At 58.0% G+C, this 17,036-nt stretch carries 12 protein-coding genes and 1 pseudogene; 6 read left to right on the top strand and 7 right to left on the bottom strand.

Translation table 11 applies throughout. From position 1 onward, the window contains the following. Positions 1 to 134: 134 nt before the first annotated feature. From LRP30_RS30605 to LRP30_RS30620, 4 genes are all read left to right on the top strand, one after another. On the top strand, positions 135 to 1,451 hold the full coding sequence (locus tag LRP30_RS30605; protein WP_249757180.1) for a peptide ligase PGM1-related protein: 1,317 nt from the start codon (positions 135 to 137) through the stop codon (positions 1,449 to 1,451). Between the two features lie 2,602 nt (positions 1,452 to 4,053). After that, the gene (locus LRP30_RS30610; RefSeq protein ID WP_249757181.1) at positions 4,054 to 5,205 is read left to right on the top strand and encodes a TlpA disulfide reductase family protein; all 1,152 of its coding nucleotides are present in this window, start codon (positions 4,054 to 4,056) and stop codon (positions 5,203 to 5,205) included. Positions 5,206 to 5,860: 655 nt separating this feature from the next. Continuing rightward, positions 5,861 to 6,058, top strand: coding sequence for a hypothetical protein (locus tag LRP30_RS30615; protein ID WP_249757182.1), 198 nt, complete (start codon positions 5,861 to 5,863; stop codon positions 6,056 to 6,058). Positions 6,059 to 6,825: 767 nt separating this feature from the next. Further along, complete coding sequence (locus tag LRP30_RS30620; protein WP_018322364.1) at positions 6,826 to 7,002, top strand: hypothetical protein; 177 nt, start codon at positions 6,826 to 6,828, stop codon at positions 7,000 to 7,002. A gap of 325 nt (positions 7,003 to 7,327) precedes the next feature. On the opposite strand, the gene tnpA is transcribed toward LRP30_RS30620, so the two are convergent. Then, positions 7,328 to 7,759 (bottom strand): IS200/IS605 family transposase, encoded by a 432-nt coding sequence (gene tnpA / locus LRP30_RS30625; protein WP_249757183.1) that lies wholly within the window; start codon positions 7,757 to 7,759, stop codon positions 7,328 to 7,330. A gap of 678 nt (positions 7,760 to 8,437) precedes the next feature. Here tnpA and LRP30_RS30630 point away from each other — a divergent pair. After that, a pseudogene (locus LRP30_RS30630) lies at positions 8,438 to 8,623 on the top strand (helix-turn-helix transcriptional regulator); the annotation flags it as partial. A gap of 34 nt (positions 8,624 to 8,657) precedes the next feature. Here the strand turns inward: LRP30_RS30630 and LRP30_RS30635 are convergent. The 3 genes from LRP30_RS30635 to LRP30_RS30645 form a co-directional block, all read right to left on the bottom strand. Further along, on the bottom strand, positions 8,658 to 9,155 hold the full coding sequence (locus LRP30_RS30635) for a Ulp1 family isopeptidase (RefSeq protein WP_249757184.1): 498 nt from the start codon (positions 9,153 to 9,155) through the stop codon (positions 8,658 to 8,660). 349 nt (positions 9,156 to 9,504) lie between these two features. Next, complete coding sequence (locus LRP30_RS30640) at positions 9,505 to 10,182, bottom strand: 2OG-Fe(II) oxygenase (protein ID WP_249757185.1); 678 nt, start codon at positions 10,180 to 10,182, stop codon at positions 9,505 to 9,507. After that, the gene (locus LRP30_RS30645) at positions 10,160 to 11,335 is read right to left on the bottom strand and encodes a GFA family protein (protein WP_249757186.1); all 1,176 of its coding nucleotides are present in this window, start codon (positions 11,333 to 11,335) and stop codon (positions 10,160 to 10,162) included. Before LRP30_RS30645 ends, LRP30_RS30640 begins: the two co-directional genes overlap by 23 nt. Before the next feature lie 1,018 nt (positions 11,336 to 12,353). Here LRP30_RS30645 and LRP30_RS30650 point away from each other — a divergent pair. Then, on the top strand, positions 12,354 to 12,500 hold the full coding sequence (locus LRP30_RS30650) for a hypothetical protein (protein ID WP_249757187.1): 147 nt from the start codon (positions 12,354 to 12,356) through the stop codon (positions 12,498 to 12,500). Between the two features lie 101 nt (positions 12,501 to 12,601). Here LRP30_RS30650 and LRP30_RS30655 read toward each other — a convergent pair whose 3' ends face one another. From LRP30_RS30655 to LRP30_RS30665, 3 genes are all read right to left on the bottom strand, one after another. Next, complete coding sequence (locus LRP30_RS30655) at positions 12,602 to 13,444, bottom strand: electron transfer flavoprotein subunit beta/FixA family protein (RefSeq protein ID WP_249757188.1); 843 nt, start codon at positions 13,442 to 13,444, stop codon at positions 12,602 to 12,604. A 578-nt stretch (positions 13,445 to 14,022) separates the two neighbouring features. Then, positions 14,023 to 15,843 carry a nif-specific transcriptional activator NifA gene (gene nifA / locus LRP30_RS30660; RefSeq protein WP_249757189.1) on the bottom strand — a complete coding sequence of 607 codons (1,821 nt, stop codon included), beginning with the start codon at positions 15,841 to 15,843 and terminating at the stop codon, positions 14,023 to 14,025. A gap of 184 nt (positions 15,844 to 16,027) precedes the next feature. Continuing rightward, on the bottom strand, positions 16,028 to 16,864 hold the full coding sequence (locus LRP30_RS30665) for an SDR family oxidoreductase (protein WP_249757190.1): 837 nt from the start codon (positions 16,862 to 16,864) through the stop codon (positions 16,028 to 16,030). Positions 16,865 to 17,036: the final 172 nt, after the last annotated feature.

Consider the following 17,036-nt stretch of genomic DNA (forward strand, 5'->3'; position numbering starts at 1 on the left):
CCCGCTACATCGCAGGTGACGTCGAGACGGCGCCAAATCAAACTTCGCTCAGTGCCTCACCACGGCGCAGCAAGTTCACCATTGTTGGCATGACGATCCCTGTCTGATCGCGTCCAAATGCCCGGAGGTCGCGGATGCCGCGGATCTTGATCATGAATGCCGGTACAGCTCAAATGTCAGGCGGCGATCTGACACCAGCTCAACTTTCGCTGGCCGCCAACTCGGCATACCGTTCGGCGTGGTTTGCTCAGGAGGGCGATCTGATAGTCTCCCCGATAGTCATCCCGGCGGATCTGCTATCCTTCATTGGCGCGACGCTCGATTTCGACGCATCGAGCCTTTGTCTGCTTGTACCTGAAGGCGGCCGCCAATCGCCGGTCCTTGATGATTGCACACTGCTGTCCAAGTCTGTCGTTGAACGAATCAACAGACATATTCGTCAGAAATCAACCTGGCGATTGTATCCCTGCTACTCTACCGAAGGCGTCGCACGCTTGGCGGCCATGCTGGGCATACCGCAGACCGGCGACGACTTCGCTTTGCAGCGAGGGCCTGATCTGTTGAACCGCAAGAGCCACTTCCGTCAATTGGCGACCAGCGTCGCACTTCCGCTGCCCAATGGATCCGTCACGACGGACTCAAACGAACTATTCAGAGCGGTCGCTTCCCTCAGATCCGAGACCGGCAGCGTCATTGTAAAGCTGGACAATGGAGCCGGTGGAGTCGGAAATGTCATCCTGACCGGAAATGAAAGCGATCCACTACCTGGGGCAAGAGATACCCGGCGAATTCCATGGCCTTCGTTCGATCCTGACGCGCTTTGGTCTGAGATGACAACAGCATCGTGTAAGACGCTGGTCGTGGAATCGTACCACCTGGCCCGGTCTTTGTTCTATCTCGAGTATGAACTCGAGGATGATGGTTCAATCGTTTTCATGAACAGTGGAAACATACGTCTGCGTAAAAGCACGGATCGATCCGAAAGAGCTCTGATCTGGACAGGACTCGAGCTTCCAAGCGACCTGGGGAACGAGCAATGGTTGACTGCCCAGGCGCATGCCTACCGATTTGTGGCGCTTGCGCGAGACCTGGGATATCGCGGAATGATCAACATTGACGCCATTTTCGCGGATGACGGACGGTTACTGTTTAATGAAGCGAACGGCCGCTGGGGTGGCGGCTCGGTGTTACACAGCATTGCCGTCCGGCTGCTGGGCTTCGACTATTCCGGTTGCAACGTTATTTTATCCGCGAGGAATGTTCGATCACGATCCCTCCAAACAGCGCATGATCGTTTCGTCAAGGAAGGATTTCTGTTCGACCGCACACGCAAGGAGGGCGTGATTCCGCTTGCCGCCGACGAAGAGGCTGGCACGGTGGAGTGCCTTGTGATTGCGCGCGATAGGCCCGCGGCCCGCGATCTGCAGCACCGGCTACTGAGAATGGTTTGATTGAGATCCCAGCGACCATATCTTCAACCGGTCAATTCATCCGAACTTGACCCTGCTTTCGGTCGGGCGCCCAAACCGGTAGCTGACGACGTGACGTGAATGTCTGCTTCGTCTTGCTCGAGCTCTGTCAGCCCCAATCGCGGCCATCCTTAAGTCGTTCCTGAAGTCGGCCACGATCGGTATCGTCGTGCGCCCGGCGATTGCACGCAGCATATCCAGATGCTCTGCCATCGCGATCAGGCTCATGTCAGTTCGAACCGGAGGCCCACAGCCCATCGAAACCGGCTTCCTCCGCGAGGATCGCTGAAACCGGGCTATGAGCTGGCATAATGTGGACAAGAGCGCTTTCGGCCATCCGGGCGCGCTGGCGTTTGGCAGGGGAGATCGGAAGTCTTTCAAGATAGGGCGGCGAGCGGTGATGATCCGATCGCAGGCGCGCGTGAGATCCTCAAGCGAGGAAGCATGGGAGATGCGAATGTACGGCGAGGCCAGGAAGCCGCCGGGCCCACTACAGGGACCCAAACGCATCGAGAAGCTACCTGGCGAACATGGCTGTTAGCCTCTGTCACCTTGCCGCCCGGGTGCGTTTTCCGACCAAACCGGCGCAGGAGGAAAACGCGTAGAATGCGCCCGGTAAGAGGCACGATAGTCCTTCCGCCTGGTTCAGCTTAGCGACCACGAGTTCGCGGCGTTGCGGAAAGGCGCGCGAATTGCCGCAGATGCCCCGGGACGCCAGACCGCGCCTCGACGGCTGCGTGCTGCGCGATCGCGCTCCGGCGGGAAAAGGTCAGATTCTGGACGAGATTGATGGCCTTGACCAGAGTTAAAGGTCCTGCGCCATACAGAACGCACCAACCAGTCATTGCGTCGGCCTCCGAACCGCCGTTGCCCCGGTATCGAGACTCGCAAAGTTCGCGTTGAACACGACCTGCTTCGCGCCGCAAAAGACTGTGGTCTGATCGATCCTGGAATCGAGCCCGTGATCGCGACTGAAGTCCCGCGGACGGCCCGCGCAGCTGCCTGCTCCCTACGAGCGCGGTGCATTTCGTTGGCCCGTCGCGGATTGCGCAGATGCTGGCCTCGCAGGCAGCAAGTGAGGTTTCGAAATCGGGTTCGCCCTGACCCAGTGTGATCACGTCCACGCCTTGTTCGCGCAGCTCGGCGGCTCGCGCAGTCATGACCTCGGCTTCGGAGGAACGGACAAGCCTCGATCCGTTCTTCAACGAAAGACAAGGGGAGCACCTGAAGTTTGACGCAGGATTGTTGACGGCTTCTACTCGTTGGCGAAGTTGCGAACAAAACGAACATTCGTGTTTGTTGAATGAATGATCGCAAGTTGCGATGCCTTGCGTCGCATCGCCGAAGACGACGGCGCGGCGCGTTTCGCGACCGCGCTTCCAGCGGAGCAATTTGCTCGGCGCTTTGTGCGTTGGGTGCCGCGCAGACGTGTGAATTCTCTTGTCCAAATCGAAACGATCAACAGGATTCGAAGCACTTTCCGGCTCACGACGCAGAAATTGCGCGGCGCCCCTTAAGAAAGCAGCGCCAAGGCTCGCTCGCTGCGGCCCGTCCGTTGTCAGGCGACCTCGGCGACGCTGCTTAGGGCCATACTGTTTAGCTCCGCAGTACCGCGGTTATCGCATATTGCAGGGGCCACCATCTGCCTATTCGATACCTGTCATCCAGCTGTAGCACGATGGACCCTAAAGGTCCGCAGCTTGCGCAAAGAATCGAGGAAGTGATGCGCGCCGCTAGCGGGTGGGTCCAGCCGGCCTCCTGGTCAGAAACCTGGAGGTGAACGCCGTATAAGCCTTAGCTCCCTCGAGGCGATCGGCGGCATCTGTTTCGGTACGAGGGCCAACGGTTTTCGAAGTGGATGGAGGCGTCAGGGACCCCTGGTACACGCGGCTGGACAGCAAACTAATCGAAGTACCAGTTTTTGGTGCAGGACCGCTTGGCGCGGTGGCGAGCACTGACAGTTTCAGAGCCTCCCTGATCGGCGGCACCGTCTGCAGTTCCCCGCGAATGGTTCCATCGTCATCGACCCGAACACGTGTCCCCAGTCCACGGGCTTTGGCTCGTTCGAGTCCGATCTACATCGTCGCTCGCCTCTAATCCTGTCTGCTAGGGGACAAGGATTACCTAGTTTCCGTTCGGCGGCTCACAACATCAAATCAGTTTTCTGGCGGCGCGAAGTTCGCAATTCTTGTTCAAATTCCGACAGCGGTACAAAGCCCGTCGGGTTCAAAACACTGGGCGCCGTGGAGTGCCGTTGAGCTATTCATGCGCAATTAGGCACTTAATGCGCGCAGACGATGCTGGCACGGACATTGCTACTAAAGTGCAGCAGTACTGAAAGTGCTGAGCGCACCCAGAGGCGAGACGAGCGATGCTCTCCTTCCTTGAACCGATGTGGCCCGCTTGTGAGAGGAAGAGCTTGTTGCTTGTGACTTTGTGTGTCGTCGCGCTTAGCGCGGCGACACCGACATTCGCTGCGGATCTCGCTCGGCAACCCGTCAAGGCACCACCCCTCTCGGTCGCGATCAGAGATCAGCTAGCGCAAAACGTCGCGCAACCTCTGACACTAATTTTGGAGAGTAACATGGCGCTGGGCTTAGAATCCCCAGCTCCTCCGATCAAGGTGGAGAACTGGCTGCGCGGTCAGCCCCTCACGAGCTTCCAGCCCGGGAAAGTGTACATCGTCGAATTTTGGGCAACTTGGTGCGCACCCTGTCTGGCGGCGCTGTCCGATCTGGTACAGCTGCAAGAGAAATACAGAGATAGCGGAGTTGAGGTCCTCGGAATAGCAGCTCGTGAGCGCGCTCAAACAGCGGAAGAGGCCCGAAGCAAGTTGGACGCATGGTTGACCGAAAAGTTGCCGAATCTCAACTATCGGGTCGGGTTCGAGTACACACGCAAAATGGACAGGCTTTGGATGGATTCCAGCTTTTCTGTCGGGATTCCCACCTCGTTCGTCGTCGACCGTGACGGCCACATCGCCTTTATCGGTTCCCCGATGCAACTCGATGACGTTTTGCCGAAGATTCTGACCGGCAGCTGGCGCATCAGCGATGAAGCGAAAGCCGCCGATGCAGAGCGGATCGCCAAGGGCGAACGCACAATGCCGATCTTCGCCAAACTGACGCCGGCGATGAAGGCGCAGGATTGGGCGAAGGCGCTTTCGGTGGTCGAAGAAGCCGTCGCTGTTCTGCCGGATGACGTGAACTTCCGCGTGCTCCATGCGGATCTGTTGCTTCACAAAATGCACGACTTGCAGGCCGGCCTGCCGGTGATGCGCCAATTGGTTCGTGACGCGATCAACAAAAAATCCGAGCTGTGGATGGTCGGGGCGATGCGGCAACTCTTTGATCCGGCGAATGACAACTCTCATTTGCCGCAGGCCGAGCGCTTTGCGATGGGCAAGGAGTTATCCGAACACATTCTGGCAGTGAATCCTCCGCAACGCCGCGAGGGCCCTAAGTTCCGGTCCTATCCGGCGGTCGCTCAGTACTATTACGAGAGCGGCAACAAGGATCGCGCGATCGAGTTGATCGAGGTGACGCTGAAGTCGCTGGACGGCCCCGCAGCTATCCCGGACAAACTGAAACAGCAGGTTACATCGGTATTGGTCCAAACGTTGGCCAACTACAAGGCTCAGAAGGCTTGCTATGGGTCTCTTTGTGCGACTCCGCAACCCGGCGTCTCGCAAAGTATCAAAGGGCAAGCGCCGGAGAGAAAAGATGAAAAAGGGTAACGATCTGAGCTGCTCACCGGTCAATTCGTCCATTTATCCGGTGGGCCAGCGGCAATTAGCGATCCGCGAGCACGGCGGTGGATCGTTTGTGGCACGTTGGAGGTTCGGACATGACCTCCGTCCGGATCGACGCGGAGGTGATCTTCCAGGTGAAGTCGCACCGCGATCCCATAACGCAAAGTCTCTGGCGGTCATATGCTGAACACTTTCTTGCAAAATGCACCTTTGCGTACAGCCATGGCCGAGGCCGGAGCAAGGTGGTCATCCCCACGATCTGCAGAGGGGCAAATATGGGTGACGGCGATCCCGCATACCTGGGTCACACAAGCTCGGATCGGACAAGGCTGAGCCGATGTCTCAGATCGATGCTCTCAGCCCGAGGAGCCCGCAAAGCGTGAGGCGCTTCAGCTAAGCGCTTACGCGAAGAGCGGGTGAAATGGGTAGAAGATTTCGGCCGCACCCCCAAGACTCCGGGCATTTATCGCATCCCTCGGACAGCGCGGCATTGGGCACATAGGGTCTGGATCGAACGGGGGCCGGGGTCTCTGAGGTACACTTCATCCTCGGCGCGACGTTGTTCCTGTTGTTCGGCACGGCTGGCTCGCGCTCGGCCTCCTGCTGCTCCTCGTGACTGGCGTATCGTGCGGAGGGCCAGATGATGAGCTTCTACAAGAAGCTCGGCCTGCAGTTCGTGATCGGGGCGCCATTCGAGAAGCGCGTCGCGGTGCTGGAGCACATGGACACGATCGTGGAGGTGAAAGAAAGCGCCTTCCGATGCTTCAATCAAAATCTGCGACGCCGTCACACAGGCGAGCCAGGAAGGCCTGCTACCTTGAGCTCAAGCTCACGCTGAGCATGTAGCCGAGTGCGTATCCTGAGACGAGTACGACGCCGCCGACCGCTATCGGCACGAACATCAGCAGGAGTGTTGTCTATGCCCGCCGGTTGAGGCGATCAACTTCGCGATTAGCGAAAGGGCTTCTCCTAGGAAAATGCCCTACTGCGACAATCTTCAACATTGAGCTCGTGGCCTCGGCATTCGGCAAAAGAAAGAGCGAAGGCTGAGTGGACACGCAACGCTAGAGCGGCATCGCTCTGCGCGGTCTTTCGGGACAGTCGCGATGGAGCACTCGACGCGCGACAGCTGGCAGACCCGATGCTGAGCGATTTGATACGGCCGGCGACGATGGCGTTGGCTGCCCCTCGGAAAACGGCGTAGGCCCTGCCGGTGCGACCCCAGATTGTCTTGGGCGCTGAGGTATTTCTGAAGGAGGTAGCAGCAAAGTTCGGATAGCCGCAACGACAGTGGCAAGTGGCGCAGGTGCTTTGTGCAGCAGTGGGATTGCATGCGCGCACTTATCGGATAGGTGTCCTGTCAATTGTCACTACCAGATGTGGGCGTTTTGGAAGCAGTACTTCCATCATAAGGTTACGGCAAGGTTGGATGCACATAGGCGAGTGCTCAACCAGCTTCAAAACGCGGAAAAGAATGCCATGGCGAACATCAGCTCCCAATGTATTGCAGATGCACGCGTTCGACAGCGAGCCATCACCGACCGAAAACGCACTAAATGGAGAGCACTGGCCCCGAGACGTCGAGGTTTCCAGATGACACGTGGAATGAAGCCGATGGCGCGGATGGGTGTAGCAATAAAGCGCGCGCTCGCCATTTCCGATCTCGACCGGTGCTGCGCAATCTGGTGGCTCTACCGCCTCCATTTCGGAATCACCGGCAACGTGATGTTGGGCCTTACCGCGGTCACGGTCGCCCAGGAGAGATCCCGCTGCGCCATTTAGGAGTCGTGACATCGAGCGCCTTCCATACGAGCCCGGCGCAGCCCTAACGAACCTGCCACAGGTTGCGCGTTTGGCTGGCGGGCAAAAGTTTGAGGCCAACGCCAATCGCCTCAAGTCCCCCCAAGCCCACAAAGGCCGCAATCACATCTAGCACCGACGAACTTCCCGGGGCTGCACAAATGGCGCCGGCACATACGATCAGCAGACCGCAAAACTCGAAGTAAGTATCCCCCGGCAAAGCCGGGGGCTTTAGGAATTGGGCCGCTCAAAGCGGCCGTGGGGACGCTAACGCGTCCCCGATTTTGTTGGCCGCCTGAAGGCGGCCCTAGCGCCACATATTGAGTTGATCGAGGCGAGCATCTTCGGTCTCCTGCTTCCTGATGTACTCTCTGATCACCGCTTCGTCTCGACCGACGGTCGAGACGAAGTAGCCCCGAGCCCAGAAGTGCTGCCCTATGAAGTTACGCTTCCGCTCCCCGTAAACACGCGCCAGGTGGATGGCGCTCTTGCCTTTGATGTATCCGATCACCTGCGAAACCGCATACTTCGGCGGTATCGATATCATCATGTGGACATGATCGGGCATCAGATGCCCCTCCTCGACCCGGCTCTCCTTCTGCATCGCCAATCTGCGGAAGACTTCCCCGAGATGCTGCCTCAGCTCGCCGTACAACGTCTTTCTGCGGCACTTGGGAATGAACACTACATGGTATTTGCAGTCCCACTTGCTGTGGCTTAGGCTCGCGTAATCGTCCATCGTGAAACTCCTTCTCGTGTGCGTGGTGGCTCACGAGTCGGTAGTTTCATCGATGGGCGACTGCCTTAAATGTCAAACTTCTGCTGCCTCCCCGGCAGAGCCGGGGGGCCTCCCTTGGTAGGCTAGAGCATGATCGCCCGAGGCTGAATCGATCGGGGATTCCAAACCTCACTGCTCATACCTTTTTGTTGTGATGCCGATCAATGAGCAGCGTTGTAGTTGATTGGGACGTAAAAGCTTGCATTATCGCCATAGGATGGGCGCCGAACGCGGGGCTGTTGTGATGGATGGATCGGAGCCGACACGTTGGAAAGGAAAGCTTTGGTGCAAATGAAGGATCTCGGCTCGCGAGCCGGGTGCTACGGCTCTTCACAGAGCATTCACCCCTTGCGGGAGGAACGCCTGGCCAAAGGGTGATATCCAGCTCACAGATGTTGAGCAAATATCGACTGCTACGGTTGTCGTAAATACTGCTGTTGCGTTTTCGACATATGTCGCAATCCCGTCGATAGGGCTGCAGTTGGATGGCAGTCTCCGGAGAAGTGAACCGGCAATCTCCCAAGATTTTGTCCTGCCGCGAGAGTTTAAGGTGCCACTGACTGGTATGGCATTTGCTGATCTCATTCCACGTCCTCTCGGCTCCAGGAGAAAGTCATGGCGGATGTGCAAGGGGTTGTGCTGTCGGAACGGGAAAGACAGTGCTTGCGATGGGTCGAGGAGGGGAAGTCATCCTGGGCCATCGGCGTCATCCTGAAAGTGAGCGAGAACACCGTCAATTTTCACGTCAAGAATGCGATGCGAAAGCTGGAAACGACCAGCCGTACCCAGTGCGTCGTCAAGGCGCGGCGTCTGCGTCTTATTTAGTAACTGCCGCGGTTCCGTTGCCGCTGATGCAGATCTAGCGAAATGTAAGGGGCGACTGTGGGTTGCTCCGGCGGAATGCGAAGCGAATTACGCGCCCGCAGCTGTATAACCCATAATACAGGCGCTGTGCCGGCCGATCGGCGATGAGGTGCTCGAGGTGCAGCGGCTCCTTGTCTGGCCGCTCGCCCTGCGCCAGTCGTCCAATCAGCGCTCGCGTCGCGTCTACCACATAGACTCCGCAATCATGGCCGTTCTGCTGCCGGGCCATGCGGGCCGGTTGCAGACGGGAGCCCAGACGTGCTGCGAGCTGTTCTGCAACGGTGCTGTTGCGAGACCCGACGGAGTCATAGTGATAGGCAACCGGCGCGGTGGGCACGCGCCGATCAACCAGCAGAAGCGACCAGCGGGCGCCGCCGCCACTAACGCCACCATCGTTCACAGGCACGAACAGGAGGTTGGTGGTATCGTTGCCATCCTGATCATTGACGATCTTCCGGAAGGTTTGTACGCGATCGCTCTGGCTCGGGATCAAGCGCAGGAGCTGCGCTTGCGAGGTTGAAGGAACCGGGTCTGGACGGCGAGATCCGGATCTTTCCTCCGCAACTCTTCTTCCACTAGCGCGTAGTCGGCCGTGCCCATCGCGCACGCGCCGACACGCCTCCCGGTTCGGGGCCGCGACGATGACTTGCCCCAACTACCCTGAGCAACCTCTGCTCGGATTACGCGTAGTGGCCTTTACAGGCATCAAGGCTAGCCGTTCCTTCCGACCGGCATTGTGGCAGCCTTTTGCGAGGGACACTCTGACCACGACATGACCAAGCTACCAACCTCCCCTGACCCGTTACCTAATTCATTCGAAAGCGCATTTCAGCCACCCCACCTCATAGCCCAGCGGTAGAGCTTTCGATGATCCGGCGGTTCGCGCCGCTGCGTTTTGAACAGAAGTAGACCAGCGATCGCCGCTCACCGGTCAGCACAGGCTTCACCTCATGCCGGAGCTTACATGTGGTGACAAGCACGGCGCCAAATGGCGGTCGGAATACCTGGTGTTCGTACCCGCTTGGATATACGACGAACTCACCCCCCTCGAAGTCTCTCGCGAGCTGCACAATCACCGAGTACTCGAAATCCGGGTCGCTCGCAGCATCCAGATGGATGCCAACAAAGGAACCAGGAGGCATCCGATGCATTTGGCATCGACGAATCACGTAATCTGACGTGGCTCCCAAGATCTTTTTTAGCGCGAAGCTGCGGTCTTTCCTTTCAAGTAGTTCCATGATCTGCTCTGGAGCTGCACCACCCACGTTGCTAGGCGCGCGGCCGGGCGGGTCTACCCTCACGCGTTTGACAAAGACATTGTGCGAGTCGCCGGCATCTCCCTCCCTCACTTCTTCTTCGGCAATCTCGGCCTGCAGCTGATCGATCTTGGCCAAGTCATCTTGGGTAAACAATATCTGGGGGCCGATCACGACTGTCCCCTTCACCAACAGCTCTACGCGGTATTTTGTCAGAGCTTCTTCTGAAAGCAGACGGGATTTATCTTTCATTGCACGCGCCATTCGAGTTCACTCCAGGGTTTTGATCTTCGACGCAGGACTCTAGATCCTGGTGCATCGAGCGGAATGCTTGCTCCCAATGCTCGCCATCGAACTCGCTTATTCTTATGCGGTCGATGGTCCTTTTCTCCAGGCATCGAATATTTACGCTGAATCCGGACGGATTCGACCGCGGCCTATAGAATGGCTTTACGCCACAAACCCGGCAAAACATGTGCCGAGCGATGTTCTTGTTGAACTGGTACGCCGTGAGGAATTCTTCGCCGCACTCAATGCCAAGCTTGTCGCCAGGTACGAGCAAGTGCAGAAATCCAGACATTTGGCAGATTGAGCAATTGCATCGAACTGCAGAGAGCTCTCGCGGCGCTCGGACGTAGAACTTGACAGAACCACAATGACAACGGCCATAGTGTTCGATCTCCGAGTGATCATCTCCCTCAAGTGAGACAATTCGGAGCAGATCGCGGCACCACTGCAGGTTGAGCCGATAGGCTCGATCGAATTCATCCAAAAAGCGATCATTACGCTCAGCTTGGACAAGTTCGCCAATCAGCCGGCTTGTCATTTCTCCATGATACTTCTCCGCGGGATCTTCTCCGCCGACATGGCTGCGGAAGTACTCAAGATCGTCAGATCGCGCCTTAAAGCTTTTGACCAGAGTGGTCCACAGCGACTGGATCATGTCCGCAGCATGTAGTTCAAACGCGACCATGTAGGCGCAACGCACCAAAGGATCTTTCGATGACAATCCGGCATAGAGAGAATGCAGGTACCGCTTCGTCGTGGCGCTGTAGTTGGGCCGTATTGCTCTGCCGAGCAGTTGCGAAGCATCCTTTCTAAACAAGTTGGAGTGGAAGTTCTCAGTCAACAGAATATCGGGTAGCGCCGCCTTGCCGCCCTGGAGAATTCGGCCATGGCCACCCGTCTCATCCCAACAGATGAAATTTGCGACCACGCTGGTCAGTTCAATGTCCCTCCCAAGATCTCGATTGTGATGCATTGCATCGAATATGAGATCTCTTTGCGACCCCGCCTGCAGGTACGGGAACGCCTGTGACATCGCCAGGTATTCAGGCAGCAGGCTAGCGACCTGGTCCTGGGACATCTCCGCAGCGAACGGGTGCGGGCCGAACAGCGCTCGCGCTTGCTCAGTCAAATACTCGCAGGATATCTGCGGAGTCTGATCGGGTGTAAATCGAGACGCTTGAGATGTCATTTGACCCCTGACGATGAGGAGAGAACGATCCTTGACGAAGCAACTTCGTGTCCGGGCCAACTATTGGCCGCCGCGAGTTTGTTGGTTTCGATGAGCTTATGATTCGCGTTCACCATCCAGGCGTTAGCAGGCAGCGGCATGCTCAGTCCTGCTCACGCGCATCGAAGTGAACGCGTTCATTAACTGAGCGGCGGCGATCCAGACGGATTCCAGTCCACGAGCAGTCCGATGCCGCGAATGCCCGACACGGCCAGGATTCCCTTGCATCATGGTGAGATATTGCGCCGCGCACGCCATCGGGAGGCTAACGTCACATGCGCAAGTGGCGTGTCTGGTCGCCCGGCGCGCTTGCAGCTTTCGCGATCTGTCGTGAATGGATCAATCCCTCGCGGCTGCTGCTCCCGCCAGTTGATCGAACCGCTATGAGCTTCGTACAGCATTGCAAGGACTATCCGGATCTACCTGGCTCTTGAGGCCTTCGGCCCCAAGCTGCGCGAAATGCCGGCTGCTGGCCGGCAGGAGCTTCTCAAAGAGACCGCCGCTAGGTTTTCGCGTTCGCGAGCGCCGCCACGCTGTCTTCTTGCACGTTTACGAGCAATCACCGTGCCAACTAGTGCACTCACTCCACAGATTCTGAATACATTGACAAAACGCTCGCGACCGCCTCCTCATTGCAAGTGTATTGAACCTGACAGCGCTTGCACGGCCGTCAGAAACCAAACGGCGAAGAGCCAGCCGCCACTCACAATGGGTATAGGGCTGTCGAATCGCGGAGATTGGTCCAAAAGTGCCACATAGGTGGGCTTCGCGCCCTGAACAGCGCGACAGCGCTTTGGGCGTTCGGGCGCTAACATGGTGATCCCAGTCGCTGACGTATTCCGTCTTCGCTCGTGACAACTACGCGCAACGCACTGGCCTCAACGCCGTCGAACACGACCATACAGTGGGATCTGGACGCATGCGCAGCGCTTTGTCGATGCGCCTGACAATCGCGGCCAACTTCGGGCATCGATCGAGCCATAACGTGGTCTACGAAACACCGGTCCCGGGTGATCACGAGCAATCGAAGAACGCCATGGACCAGAATGCGCAAGTCGCGGGCTGAGATGCCTAGCTACATCTTGCGCGCTCACTGGACGCCGGTGCCTCTTGGTGTTGGTACATCCCTTGGACCGTTTCGATCTATCGTTGCCAGGACTCTCCCGATCAAGCGTCACGGACAAGTGCCGCAAGATCGGCTTCGAGCTTCGGTTGATGCTTGAAAATTGCGTCTATCAACGCCTGCGCCGGTTGCTCGGCGGCCTCAACGAGCGCCGCCTTCTCAGCCCGCGCAGAGGGAGCGAACACTCGCTTGACGACGGTCGGCGAGCCCTTGAGGCCGCATTTGGAGACGTCTTCGACACCGGCATCGTGCGCGCTCCATTTCACGATTTGGGCACGCGCGGCACGCAAGGCATCCGCCATCGCGCCCCGCCGAATCCGATTCGTTGCCTCCAACATGGTGATGAGACAGGGCAGCCTCGTGTGCAGCACCTGGACACCACCTTCGGAGCGTCGTTCCGCTTCAATCGTATGGGCGGCGAGATCTAAGGATCTGACCTTCGCAACGTAGGTTAGCTGCAGTACGCCCAGCCGCTTTGCGATGCCGGGCCCAACCTGCGCCGTATCGCCGTCGATGGTCTGCTTTCCCGTGAAGATGAGGTTTGTCGGGCCATATTCCCTACCAATTTTTCGGATGGCTGTTGCAAGTGCATACGTTGTGGCCAGGGTATCGGAGCCCGCAAAGCAGCGATCGGTGAGTAGGACGGCGCGATCGGCACCATAAGTTAGCGCCTTTCGCAAGGAATCTTCCGCCGATGGCGGTCCCATTGTAAGCACGGTAATTTCGCCGCCGAACCGATCGCGCAGCTCCAGCGCAGCCTCGAGCGCGAATAGGTCATATGGGTTGATGATGGTCGGCACTCCCTGACGCATGATTGTATTGGTCACGGGGTGCACGCGGATCTGCGCCGAGTCCGGAACCTGTTTGATGCAGACGACATTGTGCACGGTGTTGCTCCAAAAGTTGCGACAGCTGCGAAGAGCACAGCAAGTGTTGTACCATCGCCGCCCTCCTGGAATCGGCTTGCCATCACAGAGGCTTAGACCGGGGGATGCGCCTCTCTAGCCCGCTCTCCCTGACGAACGAATGCCGACACAAGTCAGGGCTGCGACAGCGCTGTTCCGCAGGGCACGCCAGCTGAGTGACGCCAGGACAGCTTGCGACAGACTACTGCCGCTAATCACGAGCGGGCGGCGGACCGGATGACGTTCAATGAGCATTGCCGCTCATTAATCCGAGCTTGATTGACGGATAGGCATGAGAGCTCATTAGATGTTGAGCAGCCGACCGTTCGCCATTGCATGGCCCGCAGGTGACGCTCTGTCATGGCGCGCAAGTCCATCTCTCACTGAACCAGGTGAGCCTGCCTTTTGACAGCAGTCTCGCAAGCAGGCGGGGTGGTTTCGCTCGTGGCCAAGTCGTCTCCGAGGGCGGACCCATTCCCTTCAGATTGTGATGAGATTGCCTATCGCAGATCGTCCTCATATAGCTATTTGGCAGTAGCAGTTCTGACCGATGTCGTCGCTCAGAACCGCTTTATCTCGATTCCGTATTTCCTCAGCGCGTAGCCGATCTGGCGCGGCGTTAGTCCGAGCAGGCGCGCTGCCTTGGCCTGCACCCAGCCAGATTTTTCCATGGCCGCAATAACCCGCTCGCGGTCGGCCATCTTCGCGCCACTAACGAGAACTGTGCCGGGAGGCGCCAGTGAGGCCAGTTCGCTGCCGACAGACTGGACCGGCGGGGTCGCTTCAGCTAGCGGAATGATGGACTTTGCGGGCACCGGTGGGATGGGTGCCGGCTGGTCTGTCCTCTCGTCCGATGTGCTTTTCCACAGCATCGCGGAAAGGCACTGGCCGTGGCAGCATGCAAAGTCACTTCTCACGATCGATGATCCGGCGCACAGCGTCGCTGTCCGCTCGATGCAGTTTTCAAGTTCGCGGACATTTCCCGGAAAGCCGCAGTTCATCAGTACATCGATCGCACTCGCCTCCAAGGTCAGCGTACGGCCGTTCTCGTTGTTGAAATTTCTGAGAAACTCGCTGGCAAGCAGCGGAATATCACTGCGTCTTTCGCGCAGCGGCGGCAACAACAAGGGAACTACGCTGATGCGATAGTAAAGGTCCGCGCGGAACTCGCTCCTTGCGACGGCCTCTTCAAGGTTCTTGTTGGTCGCAGCTATGACTCGAACATCGACCTTAATAGTTTGGTTGCTGCCGACCCGCTCGAACTCCTGCTCTTGCAGGACGCGCAGCAACTTCGCCTGGAACGGAGCTGAGATCTCGCCGATCTCGTCAAGAAATAGCGTTCCTTTGTCAGCAAGTTCGAAGCGCCCCTTGCGCGAGCTGAACGCACCGGTAAAGGCACCTTTTTCATGGCCAAACAATTCCGATTCCAGGACGGTCTCGGGGAGCGCCGCGCAATTCAGCTTAACGAACGGCCGCTTGGCGCGGGAGGACGATTCGTGAATGGCCTTGGCTACGAGTTCCTTCCCGGTACCGGATTCGCCACGCAACAGAACCGTGCTGTTCGATTTTGCTACAACTGCAATCTTCTCGAGCAGCCCGCGCAGCGCCGGACTGTCGCCAATGATCCCATGGACGTGTAGCTTCTTGCGCTCCCGAGCAGGCTGCCTGAGCTCATATATCTGCTTTTGGAGACGATCCTTCTCCGCCATCAGTCGTTCGCGATCGGAGGCGAACAAGCGATGTAACTTCACTGTTTGTCCCACCAGGTTGGCGATCATCGCGAGCAGCCGCACATCGTAATCGAGCCGGAGACTTGACCTATCGTCCCGGATACGGTCGATCGTCAGCGTACCCACGACCTTCGGATCAATGCGGATCGGAACCCCGATGAAGGACACTGGCATATCATCGGAGGCGCCGAGGACTTCCCGGTCGGCAGCGCTGAATGCCGGCTCGGCCGCCACGTTCTCGGCGACAAGCGGCCTGTCTGTCGCGACGATTTGGTCGATTGCCTTCTGCGGCAGGCGCATCCGGTAATGTTCGTCGCTGCCTTCGCTCCAGCCGGCGCCCACTGTAACTTCCGGCATGCCGTCATCGTCGAACAGTGAGACGATGCCGTGTCGCATCTGCACAAACGATTGCAGAAGACCAACAACGTTGGCCAATGTGACTTCGAGCCGACAAGGAGCGGTGAGTATTTTCGATATTTCGAAGATGCCAGTCAGCGCGCTCTCACGCAACGGCTCCCCCGAGAGCTTACGCTCCGGCTCAGGTTGCGAGGCAGGTCCGCGTGAGGAAGGGATATGCAGCATGAGGCGGTCTCCGTTGCCTTGATCATCCTCCCTGGTACCTTGTTCGGGTCGGCGAGCTTCGTTTTGCATGTCACTCTCGATCTAGCGCCAAGTGTTGACGAGATGACATCGAACCGTAACACCTTTTCATGGCACTACGGTAAACTTACAGTGTGCCTTCATTTCAATTTGCGGATTGTGTGCGCGTCGTCAGCGGAGAACATAAGTACCGCTGCTGCAGCTCAAATCAGCTGCGTCGCCAAGGCCGACCGATTCACAGATGTTGCCCACCATTGATCGGCACCTCGGCCCCCGTGACATAGCTCGCAGCATCCGAGCACAGGAAGAAGATGACCCTGGCCACTTCATCCGGGGTTCCCACTCTGCGCAGCGGGATACTTGGCACGAGACGCGCTTCTGTGTCGGGCGATAACATGTCCGTCCTGATTTCGCCGGGCGCGATCGCATTCACGCGAATGCCATGCGGCGCATAATCATGCGCCATCTCGCGTGTGAGGCTTGCAAGCGCAGCTTTCGAGGTCGCATAGGCGCTGCCGGCAAACGGGTGCACCCGCGAGCCCGCGATCGACGTTACATTCACGATCGATCCTGACGCGGCTCTTAGCTCGTCAAATAAACCCTGCGCCAGCAGGATCGGGGCCACCAGATTGAGATGGAACACCCTCATCCAGGTCTCGGTTGATGTCGTCAACGACGTCATCCGATCGCCAGTGGGCGTTTTCGGCGAGACACCGGCATTATTCACCAGCGCGTGCAAAGGTGCACCGGCCAAGCGTTTCTTGATCTCGGTGATCGCGCGCGGCAGCATTCGATGATTGCTGAGGTCGATCTCGACATGATCCTCGTTCCCTGCCTCCCAGGGGCATCGCTCGCGGTCGAACGGTTGGCGCGCGCAAGAAATGATGCGCCAGCCCGCCTCCGAGAACAGCTTAGCAGTGGCATGACCAATTCCGCGCGATGCGCCGGTCAGCAACATCGCCTTCTGTTCTCCGCGATGAACAGGGGCTTTATCGGAGTGAAACAGGCAGCCCAAATGTGTTTCGGGCACCGGGCCTCTGATCAGATCGTCATTTGGTAGATCGAGACCCACGCCCGCCTCCTCTCCTGTTGCGCCGGCGCACGCGTAGCAGGGTTTGTGCCACTGCGATGCACGTAAATTCGCTTCCGTTTTGCGTCCTAATGTCGCGCACGCGGAATGCTTGGCGGATTCAAGACATGGTGTGTGTGTGCTTTGTGACAGCGATGGTGCATCAGCTACGTAA

This window comes from Bradyrhizobium sp. C-145 (assembly GCF_023375135.1).
GTDB lineage: Bacteria > Pseudomonadota > Alphaproteobacteria > Rhizobiales > Xanthobacteraceae > Bradyrhizobium > Bradyrhizobium zhanjiangense.